Below are 13892 nucleotides of genomic sequence, written 5' to 3' on the forward strand. Positions count from 1 at the left end.
GACATCGCCCACTTCTTTTCGTATGTCTGCCCCGCTGCCCCTCCAACCTAATTGATCAGGGGAGCCAACGACGCTACGGCGAGCGCGAACAGTGCCGCCGCGAGGAGGGCGGGTGTGTGCGGTCCCCAGCCGGCGGCCGCGGCGCCGCCGAGGAGGGCCCCGAACGGAGCGCCCGCGACGGCGAGGGTGCGGAAGGCCGCGGCGATGCGGCCGAGCATCCCCTCGGGGGCGCGCTCCTGCATGAGGGTCGTCTGGTTGACGTTCCACACCGTCCCCATGAGGCCGAACACCGCCATGGCCGCGATCGATACCGCGAGGGCGGGGACGGCTCCCATCAGGACCAGGCAGCCCGTCTGGACCGTCCCGGCGAGGGCAACGGCGCGTATCCGTCCGGTCCGCTCGGCGATGCGGCGGGCGAGGAAGCCGCCGGCGACGCCGCCCACCGCGTAGGCGGTGATGGTGGCCGCGTACGCGGTGTTTCCGGCGCTTCCGGCCGGGCGCCCGTCCGTCACGTGGACGACGAGGGTGGCGATGAGGGCGCCCATGCCGATGTTGCAGAGGGTGGTGGCCGTGCAGAGCCATCGCAGCGGCCGGTCCCGGCGGAGCGTGGCGAGCCCTTCGGCCATCTCCTTGCGGAGGGTGGACCCGGCCGGGCGGGCCGGCCGCTCGGGTGCCCCGGTCCGCAGGGAGGCGATGAGGAGCGCGGCGAGGACGTAGGTGGCGGCGTCGGCCACGTACGGCACGGCGTCCCCGGCGAGGAGCAGGGCGGGCACCAGGGGCGCGGCGAGGAGGCCGCCCGCGAACTGCTGACCGGTCATCAGGCGGGCGTTGGCCGCGGCCAGGGCCTCGGTGGGGACGAGGGCGGGGAGAAGGGCCGTGGCGGCGTTGTCGAAGAGGGTCTGGAGGGTCGTCAGGGCGAAGGCGAGGACGAGCAGCAGGGCGATCGTGGCGTGTCCGAGCGCGACGGCCACGGCGAACGCGGCCATGAGCGCGCCGCGGACGAGGTCGACCGCCCACATGGCCCGTCGCTGGTCGACCCGGTCGGCGACGGCTCCGCCGAGGAGTCCGAAGAGCAGCCAGGGCAGGAAGCCGCAGGCGGTGACGGAGGCGATGAGGAGGGGGTCGTCGGTGAGCGAGGCGGCGAGCAGGGGCAGGGCGGCGGTACGCAGCGAGTCGCCGAACCGGGAGACGACCGCGGCCGTCCACAACCGACCGAAGCCGCCTCGCCACTCGGGTACGGCCCTGGCCGCCAGTGCTTCCGTCGCCGTCATGGCGCCCCCCTGCGTCGGTGATCCCTGTCCGACCGACCGTAGAGGACGCCACTGACAACGCCGGTCCGGCGGGTGCGGCCGGCCCTCGTAGCGGGCTTCGAGGAACGCGTCGCGTTCGTGGCCGCCGAGGATGCCGGGGATGCCGGCGGAGACGTACCCGGGCGGTTCGTGGCCCTCGGCGAGGAGCAGCCGCGCAGGACCGCGGAGAGCCTCGACCTCGACGCCCTGGACCGGGCCCGCCCGGACGCTCGCCGCGGCCCTCCGGATCGACGTCCACGGAGTCGGCGGCGGACTGCCTCTCCGCGCGCGTGGCGCAGCGACGGGAGACGGCGAACGGGCCTTGCCCGCGAACAGAGTTCGCGGGCAAGGCCCGTTCGTCACATCGTCACACCACGCTTAGATCTCGCCGCGCAGTTTGGCCAGCGCCTCGGCGAGGATCGCCTCGCCGTCCGCGTCGCTGCGCCGCTCCCGCACATAGGCGAGATGGGTCTTGTACGGCTCCGTGCGCGGCGGGTCCGGCGGGTTGTCCCGGTCCTGACCGGCCGGGAAGCCGCACCGGGGGCAGTCCCAGGTCTCCGGGATCGCCGCGTCGCTGGCGAAGCTCGGCTGCGTCTCGTGCCCGTTCGAGCACCAGAAGGAGATGCGGGCGCGCGGCGCCGATTCGCCCCGCTCGGCCTCGCCCATCGGCCCCGCTCCGACCCGGCTTCCCCGGATCGCGTTGCCACTTGCCACGGTCGTAACTCCCTGCGTGATGGTGCTCGAAGATGCCCCAGTCTACGTAAGGCCCAACGCGCGTCCAGTGATTGGAGTTACCCGTCCAACTTCATCAGCAGACCAAGTACCACAATGCAGGCGAACCAGAGCAGACCGACCACAACCGTGATCCGGTCCAGGTTGCGCTCGGCGACCGAGGAGCCGCCGACGGACGACTGCATGCCGCCACCGAACATGTCGGAGAGACCGCCGCCCTTTCCCTTGTGCATCAGTACGAGCAGCATCAGCAGCCCGCTGAAGACGAGCAGGGCGATCGAGAACCCCATAACCACGGCTGGACCAACTTCCTCGGACTTATACGGACGGGGGCCGGGCACCTGCCCGACCCCCGCTAGGGTACGACGTAACTCCGCTACCGCATACTCACTGGTCGCGGAAGCGCGCGATCTTGACGAACTCCTCGGCGTCCAGCGCCGCGCCGCCCACCAGGGCACCGTCGACGTCCGGCTGCGCCATGATCGCGGCCACGTTGCCGGCCTTGACCGAGCCGCCGTACTGGATGCGGACCTTGTCGGCCAGCTCCTGCGAGTACAGCTCCGCGAGACGGCCGCGGATCGCCCCGCAGACCTCCTGCGCGTCCTCGGGGGTGGCGACCTCGCCGGTGCCGATGGCCCACACCGGCTCGTACGCGATCACGATGGTCTCGGCCTGCTCGGCCGGGACGTCCTTCAGGCCGCCGTCGAGCTGGGCGAGCGTGTACTCGACCTGCTGACCGGCCTTGCGGATGTCCAGGCCCTCGCCGACGCAGAGGATCGGGGTCACGCCGTGCTTGAAGGCGGCCTTCACCTTCGCGTTGCAGACCTCGTCGTTCTCGGCGTGGTACTGACGGCGCTCGGAGTGGCCGACGGCCACGTAGGCGCAGTTGAACTTGGCCAGCATGGCGCCCGAGATCTCACCGGTGTAGGCACCGGAGTCGTGCGCCGAGAGGTCCTGGGCGCCGTACTTGATCTTGAGCTTGTCGCCGTCGATCAGGGTCTGGACGGACCGCAGGTCGGTGAAGGGGACCAGGACGGCGACCTCACAGGCGTCGTAGTCCTTGTCGGTCAGGGCGAAGGCGAGCTTCTGGACGTGGGCGATGGCCTCAAGGTGGTTGAGGTTCATCTTCCAGTTGCCCGCCATCAGCGGAGTGCGAGTGCTCATTTAGGGGTCAGTCCTCCAGTGCGGCGAGGCCGGGAAGCGTCTTGCCCTCGAGGTACTCGAGGGAGGCGCCGCCGCCGGTCGAAATGTGGCCGAATGCCTTCTCGTCGAAGCCCAGGATGCGGACGGCGGCGGCGGAGTCGCCACCACCGACCACCGTGAACGCCGGGGAGTCCACGAGCGCCTGGGCGACGGCCTTGGTGCCCTCGGCGTAGTCGGGGTGCTCGAAGACGCCCATCGGACCGTTCCAGAAGACGGTGCCCGCGTCGGCGAGCTTCGAGGCGTAGAGCTTACGGGTCTCCGGACCGATGTCCAGGCCCTCCTCGGTCGCCGGAATGGCGTCCGCGGCGACCGTGGTGGGGTGGGCCGGAGCCTTGGTCTTGAGGTCCGGGAAATCGGGCGAGACCAGGACGTCGACGGGGAGGACGAACTCCACGCCACGCTCCTCGGCACGCTTGAGGTAGTCCAGGACCGCCGGGATCTGGTCCTGCTGGAGCAGCGAGACGCCGACCTCGTGGCCCTGGGCCTTGAGGAAGGTGTACGCCATGCCGCCGCCGATGAGGATGCGGTCGGCCTTCTCCAGGAGGTGGTCGATGACCCCGAGCTTGTCGGAGACCTTGGCGCCGCCGAGCGCGACCACGTACGGCCGCCGGACGTCGTCCGTGAGCTTCTTCAGGACGCCGACCTCGGTGGCGATGAGGTAGCCCGCGGCGTGCGGGAGGCGCGCCGGCAGGTCGAAGACCGAGGCGTGCTTGCGGTGCACGGCGCCGAAGCCGTCGCCGACGTACACGTCGGCGAGCACGGCCAGCCGGTCCGCGAAGGCGCCGCGCTCGGCGTCGTCCTTCGAGGTCTCGCCGGCGTTGAACCGGAGGTTCTCGATCACGGCGACCTGGCCGTCGGCGAGGCCGGCGACGGTGGCGGTGGCGGACTCGCCGACCGTGTCGGTCGCGAAGGCCACCTCGGCACCGAGCAGCTCACCGAGGCGAGCGGCGGCCGGGGCGAGGGAGAACGCCGGGTCCGGGGCGCCCTTCGGGCGGCCCAGGTGCGAGGCGACCACGACGCGGGCGCCGGCATCGGCGAGCGCCTTCACCGTGGGGACGACGGCGCGGATGCGGCCGTCGTCGGTGATGGTCGTGCCGTCGAGGGGCACGTTGAGGTCGGCGCGGACGAACACCCGCTTGCCGGAGACGCCTTCGGCGAGAAGCTCGTCGATCGTCTTCATCTGTCACAGACTCCTTGGTACGCGGTGGAGCACACGAGACAGGGCTCAGACAGCGCGGCGTTGCGCTGCCCGAGCCCTGCTCACATCGAAAGCCTGCCCTGAAGTCTAGAGCTGGCCGCCGACGAAGACGGTGAGGTCGACGAGACGGTTGGAGTAGCCCCACTCGTTGTCGTACCAACCCAGGATCTTCACCGTGTTGCCTTCCTGGACCATGGTCAGGGAGGCGTCGAAGGTGCAGGAGGCCGGGTCGCTCACGATGTCCGAGGACACGATCGGGTCCTCGGTGTAGTACAGGATGCCCTTGAGGTCGCCGTCGTCGGCGGCCTTCTTGAACGCGGCGTTGACCTCGTCCTTGGTGACCTCGCGGTCCAGGGTGACGACCAGGTCGGTGGCGGAACCGGTCGGGACCGGGACGCGCATCGCGATGCCGTCGAGCTTGCCCTTGAGCTGCGGGAGGACCAGGGCGGTGGCCTTGGCGGCGCCCGTCGTGGTCGGGATGATGTTCTCCGCGGCGGCGCGGGCGCGGCGCAGGTCCTTGTGCGGGAAGTCCAGGATGCGCTGGTCGTTGGTGTACGCGTGGACCGTGGTCATCAGGCCCTTGACGATGCCGAAGTTCTCGTCGAGGACCTTGGCCATCGGCGCGACACAGTTGGTCGTGCAGGACGCGTTCGAGATGACGTGGTGCTTGGCCGCGTCGTACTTGTCCTGGTTGACGCCCATGACGATGGTGATGTCCTCGCCGCTGGCCGGAGCCGAGATGAGGACCTTCTTGGCGCCGCCGGCGATGTGCTTCTCGGCGTCGGCCTTCTTGGTGAAGATGCCGGTCGACTCGATGACGATGTCGACGCCCAGCTCGCCCCAGGGGATGTCGGCCGGGTTGCGCTCGGAGAGCACCTTGATGGTGCGGCCGTCGACGGTGATGGTGTCGGCGGTGTGGGTGACCTCGGCCTTGAGGCGCCCCAGGATGGTGTCGTACTTCAGCAGGTGCGCGGTGGTCGCGGTGTCACCCAGGTCGTTGACGGCCACGATCTCGATGTCAGCACCCTGATCAAGGAGCGCGCGGAAGTAGTTCCGGCCGATGCGGCCAAAGCCGTTGATGCCTACGCGGATCGTCACGAACCGATCTCCTCGTTAGGTACGCCGGTGTGCTCGACGCCGGCGAGATTTTTGTTTTTAGGGATGTCCCCGACCGCTTACGACCCTACCTCTCCGGGGGCCGGGGAGTGACATCGACCGCATCCGCGCGTGCCCGGAAAGTGAGGGAAAAAGACCGACGGCCCGTACCTACCAACGGGTACGGGCCGTCGTGGGACTTTTGTCCCCACTACTCTCCGTCAGCGCCGGAGCACCGCGAGGGCGCGGCCCAGGAGCCGTCCCCGCTCGGTCGCGCCCTGCACGTGCTCCAGGCCGTAGCCCAGAAGGACGGTGTCACGCGTGGTGACCGCGGCCTGGGAGTGGAAGAGGGCCGCGGAGCGCGTCCAGTCGGTGCCGTTGCCGGGGCTGCCGGCCGGTGCGCCCGGTACGGACCAGGCGCCGAGGCCGGTCTCGAAGCCCTCCGCCTCCGTGGTGGTGCCGGTGACGAGCCGGGTGTCGTCGACGAAGGCGCCGGTCTCTCCCGTACCGGGGTCGGAGACGTACGAGATCGAGAGCTCGACCTGCTTGCCCGCCCAGGCGCTCAGGTCGACGGAGGCCTGCCGCCAGCCGTTGGAGGGGCCGGTGAAGGCGTTCCAGGAGCCGGTGGTGCCGGTGGCCGCGCAGCCGTCCTCGCCGACGGTGAGGTAGCGGGCGAGGAAGGGGTGGTCCCGGACGTAGTAGCCCTCGCCGCAGTCGGCCGGGGGCGCGGTGGACGTGCCGCCGTTGGTGTCGGGCAGCGTCGTCCAGTCGTCCTGGCCGACGGTGTGGGCCTCTACGACGAGGTTGTCGTAGCCGGGCTCGGTGTCGTAGCTGACCTGGAAGTCGAGGCGCGGCGCGGCCGCCGCGGCGACGCCGGTGAGGTCGACGGTCCTGCTGAGCCGGGCCCAGGTGCCGTCGGAGTGCTTGACGGCCGCGAAGGTCGCGCCCTCGGCGGGCTCGAAGGGGGTGCGGATGCCCGGGTAGTCACCGGCGGAGGCGCTGCTCGCGAACTGCGGGAACTCCTTCGGCTTCAGGGTGTCCGAGGTGACGGTGTACGCGCCGGCGTTGTCCAGCGGGTTGTCGGCGGCGGCCCCGAGGCCCGCGCCGACCCCCGCGAAGGCGCCGGTGCCGGCGAAGGCGGGCGGCTGTCCGAGGCCCGCGCGGTGGTAGGCGCCGAGGTAGTACTGGGCGAAGTCGTTGGTCTCGGCCCGGCCGACCTGGGTGAGTCCGCCGGACTTCTCGCCGGCGTTGATCAGCTTGCCGCCCTCGTTGAGGTAGGCGCGGACCGCCAGCTGGGTGGGCCCGGAGGGCCGCTCGGCGCCGGTGTACCAGACGACGGTACGGAAGTGGGAGAGCACGCCGAGGGCGTCGGGGGTGCCCTGGGTGGCGACGTCCCAGACGGCGGCGGAGCGGCCGTTGGCGGCGAGCGCCTTCACGTACGCGGCGGTGTGGCGTGCCGCGGTGGTGCCGCCCTCGTCGGCGAGGACGAGCACGTCGCCGCGCGGGCGCTCGGCCACCTTGTAGGTGAAGGGGGCGGAGGCGGTGGCCCGGCCCTCCCGGGTGCGGGCGGTGAACCAGACCTCGACGGAGTCCCCGGGCCGGGCGTCCTCGACCTCGGCGCGGTACTCGTCGAAGTAGAGGTTGTCCTCGCCGCCGTAGGTCTCGCCGCCCTTCCAGGCGTCGAGCTCCTCGCTGTGGGTGCGGCCGCCGTTGATCCGGTACTTCAGGGTCTTGCCGCGCAGGGACTTGCGCGCGGTGACGGCGACCTCCTGCTCCCCGCCGCGGGCGTAGGAGGTGGTGAAGGCGGCCGGGGTGAAGTCGGGGGCCTCGATGCCGACCGGGGAGACGGGCCGGTCCGGGCGGGCGGCGCTCTCGGCGACGGCGAGCGCGAAGGGGATGTTCTTGGCGAACTCGGCCTGGATCAGTTTCTCGTCGTCCGGGAAGGTGAAGACGGAGGCGCAGTCGGCCGGGTTCCAGGCGTCGTTCGGGTCGACCCGGGAGGCGGTGGCACAGGTCGACATCTCCGGGGTGAACATCTGCATCCCGTTGACGTTGGCCGCGTGTCCGTCGGCCTCGCCGTTGGTGATGTACAGCTCCGAGGAGACCTGCGGCCGGTAGCCGGGCACGGCGGAGTTCTGCGGGGTGCCGGCGAGGGCCTTGAGTGCCACGTCGTCGGGGGTGTCGGTGGCGACCTGCCAGCCGACGCCGTACAGCAGGAGCTGGGCGGCCGAGTGGTAGTTGATGCCGTACGAGAAGCCGATCCGCTTCTGGAAGGCGTCCAGGGCCTTGGTCTCGGGCTCCGACATGGGGCCGGTGCCGCGGAAGGTCTCGTCGGCGGGGTCGGGGGACGAGCCCTCGTTGTCGTAGCCCCACTTGTAGGCGAAGTTGCGGTTGAGGTCGACGCCGTCGCCCGGCGTGATCCGCCCGTCGCCGTCGTTGTCGCGGAGGTTCTTGCGCCACTGCCGGTTGTCGGGGTCGGCGTGGGTGAAGTCGTAGCCGTCCGGGTTGGCGGAGAGTACGAACCACAGCTCGGTGGTGTCGACGATCCGGGTGATCCGCTCGTCCTTGCCGTAACGGTCGAGGTAGTGGTGGAGCAGCCTCCGGTTCATCTCCGGGGTGATCCACTCGCGCGCGTGCTGGTTGGACAGGTACAGCGTGGCGGGCTTCGAGCCGTCCTTGACCCGGGTGGCGCCCTTGCTGACCTTGAGGGCGAGGATGTCCTGGCCCTTGAGGGTCTTCCCGATCGAGACGACCTTGGTGATCCCGGGGTTGGCCCGGGCGGTGTCGAGGAGCTCCCGCTTGAGGCCGTTCGGGCCGCTGTACGGCCGGAAGACGCCGTCACCCGCGGCGGCGACCCGCTGCTCGGCCCGCTGGGTCAGGGTGTGCTCGGCGAGTTCGACGCCCTGGCCGCGCAGCTGCCCGGCCTGCCGGTCGGTGAGGAAGAGCTCGACCGTCGCCGAGCCCTTGTCGGGCACCTGCTCGGTCATCTCGTGGGCGTCGGCTCCGGCGTCGAGGAGCAGCGGAACCTGCTCCTGGGTGACCTCGGCGCGCCATACGGAGAGGGCGTCGCCGCCGTCCCGGTCGTTCGGCTGTGCTCCGGCGACGGGTGCCGTCGCCACTCCTGCGATCAGCAGTGAAGCCGCGGCGAGGATCGATCTCGCTCTGCGTCTCATGAGCCCCCCTTGGTATTGCCTGTCACGAAGGTGAACAGACGCCAGGCTCATGGGCGCTCATGGGCCTGTCAAGGGTGCCTCGCGCGTGGACGAAAAAGCTGCCGGCGCCTCAGAAAGGCACCGGCAGCGTGGAGTTCGGGATTCCGGACGGCTCAGCCGACGAGGCTGTCGTCGAGCTCCTCGGTCAGGTTGGACTCGGTCCCGGGAATGCCCAGGTCCTGCGCCCGCTTGTCGGCCATCGCGAGCAGCCGGCGGATCCGCCCGGCCACCGCGTCCTTCGTCAGCGGCGGGTCGGCGAGCGCGCCCAGCTCCTCCAGCGAGGCCTGCTTGTGCTCCATGCGGAGCCGGCCCGCGGCGGCGAGGTGCTCGGGCACCTCCTCCGCGAGGATCTCCAGGGCGCGCTGCACGCGGGCCCCCGCGGCCACCGCGGCGCGCGCCGAGCGGCGCAGGTTGGCGTCGTCGAAGTTGGCCAGGCGGTTGGCGGTGGCGCGGACCTCGCGCCGCATCCGCCGCTCCTCCCAGGCCATCACCGACTCGTGCGCGCCCAGCCGGGTCAGCAGGGCGCCGATCGCGTCGCCGTCGCGGACGACGACCCGGTCCACGCCGCGTACCTCGCGGGCCTTCGCCGCGATGGAGAGCCGGCGGGCCGCGCCGACCAGGGCGAGCGCCGCCTCCGGTCCCGGGCAGGTGACCTCCAGCGAGGAGGACCGGCCGGGCTCGGTCAGCGAGCCGTGGGCGAGGAAGGCGCCGCGCCAGGCCGCTTCCGCGTCACAGGTCGCGCCGGAGACCACCTGCGGGGGGAGACCCCGGATGGGGCGGCCCCTGCCGTCCACGAGGCCCGTCTGGCGGGCCAGCTGGTCACCGCCGGCCACCACCCGCACCACGAAGCGCGAGCCGCGCCGCAGCCCGCCCGGGGCCATCACGATCAGTTCGGAACTGTGTCCGAAGATCTCCAGAATGTCCCGCTTCAGGCGGCGCGCCGCCATCGCCGTGTCCAGCTCCGCCTCGATCACGATGCGGCCGCTCACCAGGTGCAGCCCGCCCGCGAACCGCAGGATCGACGAGACCTCTGCCTTCCTGCAGCAGGTCCGGGTGACGGGAAGCCGGGAGATCTCGTCCTTCACCGCTGCCGTCATCGCCATGGGCCGATCCTTCCATGCATCCGAAAAATACGGTCGTACGCGGCGGCCAACAGCTCCGGGTCATGCTTCGCGGAGCCGTCGGGCCCGGCCACCGGCGCCAGCTCGACCGCGGCACCGAGCCGCTTGGCGGCATCGGCGAGGGACTCGCGATCGGGCACGGCAGCCTCGTCGGCGAGCACCACGTCCAGGGCGAGTTTAGGGGCGTGTCGTCCCAAAACCTCCAAATGACGCTGCGGAGAGAAGCCCTCTGTTTCTCCGGGTTGCGGAGCGAGGTTCAGCGAGAGCACCTTCCGGGCCTTCGTCTCCACGAGCGCGTCGAGGATTTCGGGGACGAGGAGGTGCGGGATCACGGAGGAGAACCAGGAGCCCGGACCGACGACCACCCAGTCCGCGTCGAGCACGGCCGCGACCGCCTCGGGCACGGCCGGCGGGTCGTGCGGGACGAGGTGCACGGACTGCACGTCACCCGGGGTGAGCGCCACCGTCGCCTGCCCGCGCACGGTGTCCACGTCGTCCGGCCGCTCCGGGTCGTGCCCCTTGACCAGCGCCTGGAGCTCCAGTGGTACGGCGGACATGGGCAGCACCCGGCCCTGGGCGCCGAGCAGCCTGCCCACCAGGTCCAGGGCCTGGACGGGGTCGCCGAGCTGCTCCCAGAGGGCGACGATCAGCAGATTGCCGACGGCGTGGCCGTGCATCTCGCCCTTGGACTGGAAGCGGTGCTGGATCACCCGGGCCCAGGTCTGGCCCCAGTCGTCGTCCCCGCAGAGCGCGGCGAGCGCCTTGCGCAGGTCGCCCGGGGGCAGCACGCCGAGCTCCTCCCGGAGCCGGCCGCTGGAGCCCCCGTCGTCGGCGACGGTGACGACGGCGGTGAGGTCGCCGGTGATCCGGCGGAGGGCGGCCAGGGAGGCCGACAGGCCCATGCCGCCGCCCAGCGCGACGACCTTCGGCTGGGTGCCGCGCCTGCGGAGCGTGCGCCGCGCCGTGAGGGTGGAGGCGCGGCGACGGTACGGCTTCACTCGCGCCCCATGTCCCGGTGCACGACGACGGTCTCGAGCCCTTCGGCGGTGATACGGGCGGCGAGCCGCTCGGCGGTGGCGACGGAGCGGTGCTTGCCGCCGGTGCAGCCCACGGCGATGGTCACGTACCGCTTGCCCTCACGGCGGTAGCCCGCGGCGATCAGCTGGAGGAGCTCCGTGTAGCGGTCCAGGAACTCCTTGGCGCCGGGCTGGTTGTAGACGTAGTTCGACACCTCCTCGTTGAGGCCGGTGAAGGGGCGCAGCTCGGGGACCCAGTGCGGGTTCGGCAGGAAGCGCATGTCGACGACGAGGTCGGCGTCGACGGGCAGGCCGTACTTGAAGCCGAAGGACATGACGGTGGCCCGGAGCTCGGGCTCCTCGTCCCCGGCGAACTGGGCGTCCATCTTGGCGCGCAGCTCGTGCACGTTGAGGCTGGAGGTGTCGATCACCAGGTCGGCGTCGCCGCGCAGCTCGCGCAGCAGGTCCCGCTCGGCGGCGATGCCGTCGGTGATCCGGCCGTCGCCCTGGAGGGGGTGCGGCCTGCGGACCGACTCGAAGCGCCGGACCAGGGCGTCGTCGGACGACTCCAGGAAGACGATCCGGCGGGTGACCTGCTTGGAGTCGAGGTCGGCGAGGGACTCCCTGAGGTTGTCGAAGAACTGCCGGCCGCGGACGTCCACGACGACGGCGATCCGGGCGACGTTGCCCTGGGAGCGGGCGCCGAGCTCCACCATGGTGGGGATCAGCGCGGGCGGCAGGTTGTCCACGACGAACCAGCCGAGGTCCTCCAGGCACTTCGCCGCGGTGGACCGGCCGGCTCCGGACATGCCGGAGATGATCACCAGCTCGGGAATGGCCGCCTCGGCGCCGTTGTCGCCGGGGGTCTCCTTCGTGCCCGTACTCACGTGTCCTGCTCCGTCTCGGTCGCTCTGGTCCTGCTGGTCGCCCTGACCCTGCGGGGCGTTCTGCTCCTGCTGGTCGTTCCGGTCGTTCTCGTCAGGCCGGTCGCTGTGCTGCTCTCGCGCGGTCATGCCGTGCCGCCCCCGTCGTCTTCCATGATCTCTCCTGTCGCCGTGTTCACGGCGGGTGCCGCCGGGGCCGCCTGGGCGAGGGCCACGACCACCGATTCCGCGGTCTTCCGGCCCATGCCGGGGACCTCGCAGATCTGCTCGATTGTCGCCTGCCGGAGCCGCTTCACCGAGCCGAAATGCTTGATCAACGCCTGTTTCCGTGTCTCGCCGAGGCCCGGGACGCCGTCCAGGGGGCTGGTCCGGATGCGTTTCGTCCGCTTGGAGCGCTGGTAGCGGATGGCGAAGTCGTGAGCCGTGTCACGTACCCGCTGGAGGAGGTAGAGGCCCTCGCTGGAGCGGGGCAGCACCACCGGGTCGTCGTCGCCGGGGAGCCAGACCTCCTCCAGGCGCTTGGCGAGCCCGCAGACCGCGATGTCGGTGATGCCGAGCTCGTCGAGGGCGCGCCGGGCGGCCGCGACCTGCGGCTGCCCGCCGTCGACCACCAGGAGCTGGGGCGGGTACGCGAAGCGCTTGGGCCGCCCGTCGTCCTCGGCCGGCACCTCGCCATCGACCCCGTCCCCGTCGACCCACTCGCCGGTCTTCTCCTTCTCGGCGAGGTAGCGCTTGAAGCGCCGGCTGATCACCTCGTGCATCGAGCGGACGTCGTCCTGGCCCTCGAAGCCCTTGATCTGGAAGCGGCGGTACTCGCTCTTGCGGGGCAGCCCGTCCTCGAAGACGACCATCGAGGCCACGACGTCCTCGCCCTGGAGGTGCGAGATGTCGAAGCACTCGATGCGCAGCGGCGCCGAGTCCAGGTCCAGGGCGTCGGCGATCTCCTCCAGGGCCCGGGAGCGGGTGGTCAGGTCGCTGGCGCGCTTGGTCTTGTGCAGGACGAGTGCCTGCTGCGCGTTGCGCGCGACCGTCGCCATCAGGTCCTTCTTGTCGCCGCGCTGCGGGATCCGCAGCGAGACGTTGGAGCCGCGCCGGCCGGCGAGCCAGGCGGTGACGGCCTCGGCGTCGTCCGGCAGCGCCGGGACCAGGACCTCCTTGGGGACCGTGTCGCCGGTCTCCTCCCCGTACAGCTGCTGGATCGCGTGCTCGACGAGTCCGGCCGTGTCGACGGCCTCGACCTTGTCGGTGACCCAGCCGCGCTGGCCGCGCACGCGTCCGCCGCGCACGTGGAAGATCTGGACGGCGGCCTCCAGCTCGTCCTCGGCGAGGGCGATCAGGTCGGCGTCGGTGGCGTCGGCGAGGACGACCGCGCTCTTCTCCATGGCCCGGCGCAGGGCCTCTATGTCGTCACGGAGCCGGGCGGCCTTCTCGTACTCCATGTCCTCGGCGGCGATCGTCATCTGCTTCTCGAGCCGGCGGATGTACGTGCCGGTGCGGCCGGCCATGAAGTCGCAGAACTCTTCGGCCAGTTCGCGGTGCTCGTCGGGCGTGACGCGGCCGACGCAGGGCGCCGAGCACTTGCCGATGTAGCCGAGGAGGCAGGGCCGGCCGGCCGAGGCGGCGTTCCGGAAGACCCCCGCCGAGCAGGTCCGCACGGGAAAGACCCGCAGCATCAGGTCGACGGTCTCGCGGATCGCCCACGCGTGCGCGTACGGCCCGAAGTAGCGCACGCCCTTCTTCTTGTGGCCGCGCAGGACCTGGACGCGCGGGTACTCCTCGTTGAGCGTGACCGCGAGGTACGGATAGCTCTTGTCGTCCCGGTACTTCACGTTGAACCGGGGGTCGTACTCCTTGATCCAGGAGTACTCCAGCTGGAGCGCCTCGACCTCGGTCGAGACGACGGTCCACTCCACGGAGGCGGCGGTCGTCACCATCGTGGCCGTGCGCGGGTGCAGGCTGACGAGCGGCTGGAAGTAGTTCGCCAGCCGCTGACGCAGGGACTTCGCCTTCCCCACGTAGATCACCCGGCGGTGCTCGTCGCGGAATTTGTAGACCCCCGGCGAGTCGGGGATCTGCCCCGGCTTGGGGCGGTAGCTGGAGGGGTCTGCCATGGTCCCCACCCTACTGGCGGGGACCGACACT

11 protein-coding genes are annotated in these 13892 nt (G+C 71.1%); all 11 read right to left on the minus strand.

What is annotated here, in order from left to right; translation table 11 throughout:
- Window positions 1-47: 47 nt before the first annotated feature.
- Window positions 48-1271 carry an MFS transporter gene (locus tag ACFWWU_RS12920; protein ID WP_384143280.1) on the minus strand — a complete coding sequence of 408 codons (1224 nt, stop codon included), beginning with the start codon at window positions 1269-1271 and terminating at the stop codon, window positions 48-50.
- 396 nt (window positions 1272-1667) lie between these two features.
- Window positions 1668-2003: an RNA polymerase-binding protein RbpA gene (locus ACFWWU_RS12925; RefSeq protein ID WP_071891222.1), complete on the minus strand. Its 336-nt coding sequence runs from the start codon at window positions 2001-2003 to the stop codon at window positions 1668-1670.
- Between the two features lie 77 nt (window positions 2004-2080).
- Window positions 2081-2311 carry a preprotein translocase subunit SecG gene (gene secG / locus ACFWWU_RS12930; RefSeq protein ID WP_024758014.1) on the minus strand — a complete coding sequence of 77 codons (231 nt, stop codon included), beginning with the start codon at window positions 2309-2311 and terminating at the stop codon, window positions 2081-2083.
- Between the two features lie 97 nt (window positions 2312-2408).
- On the minus strand, window positions 2409-3185 hold the full coding sequence (tpiA, locus tag ACFWWU_RS12935) for a triose-phosphate isomerase (protein WP_329624115.1): 777 nt from the start codon (window positions 3183-3185) through the stop codon (window positions 2409-2411).
- Between the two features lie 7 nt (window positions 3186-3192).
- Complete coding sequence (locus tag ACFWWU_RS12940) at window positions 3193-4404, minus strand: phosphoglycerate kinase (RefSeq protein ID WP_384143285.1); 1212 nt, start codon at window positions 4402-4404, stop codon at window positions 3193-3195.
- Between the two features lie 105 nt (window positions 4405-4509).
- On the minus strand, window positions 4510-5520 hold the full coding sequence (gap, locus tag ACFWWU_RS12945; protein ID WP_384143288.1) for a type I glyceraldehyde-3-phosphate dehydrogenase: 1011 nt from the start codon (window positions 5518-5520) through the stop codon (window positions 4510-4512).
- Between the two features lie 218 nt (window positions 5521-5738).
- Window positions 5739-8690, minus strand: coding sequence for a M14 family zinc carboxypeptidase (locus ACFWWU_RS12950; RefSeq protein ID WP_384143290.1), 2952 nt, complete (start codon window positions 8688-8690; stop codon window positions 5739-5741).
- Window positions 8691-8842: 152 nt separating this feature from the next.
- Window positions 8843-9832, minus strand: coding sequence for a DNA-binding protein WhiA (gene whiA, locus ACFWWU_RS12955; RefSeq protein ID WP_384143293.1), 990 nt, complete (start codon window positions 9830-9832; stop codon window positions 8843-8845).
- Window positions 9823-10848 (minus strand): uridine diphosphate-N-acetylglucosamine-binding protein YvcK, encoded by a 1026-nt coding sequence (gene yvcK, locus ACFWWU_RS12960; RefSeq protein WP_384143296.1) that lies wholly within the window; start codon window positions 10846-10848, stop codon window positions 9823-9825. Before yvcK ends, whiA begins: the two co-directional genes overlap by 10 nt.
- Window positions 10845-11879: an RNase adapter RapZ gene (gene rapZ / locus ACFWWU_RS12965; protein WP_384143298.1), complete on the minus strand. Its 1035-nt coding sequence runs from the start codon at window positions 11877-11879 to the stop codon at window positions 10845-10847. Before rapZ ends, yvcK begins: the two co-directional genes overlap by 4 nt.
- The gene (gene uvrC / locus ACFWWU_RS12970; RefSeq protein ID WP_384143301.1) at window positions 11876-13861 is read right to left on the minus strand and encodes an excinuclease ABC subunit UvrC; all 1986 of its coding nucleotides are present in this window, start codon (window positions 13859-13861) and stop codon (window positions 11876-11878) included. The genes rapZ and uvrC overlap by 4 nt, the downstream gene beginning before the upstream one ends.
- Between the last annotated feature and the right edge of the window lie 31 nt (window positions 13862-13892).

The organism is Streptomyces sp. NPDC058650 (genome assembly GCF_042717315.1).
In the GTDB taxonomy this organism is placed as follows: domain Bacteria; phylum Actinomycetota; class Actinomycetes; order Streptomycetales; family Streptomycetaceae; genus Streptomyces.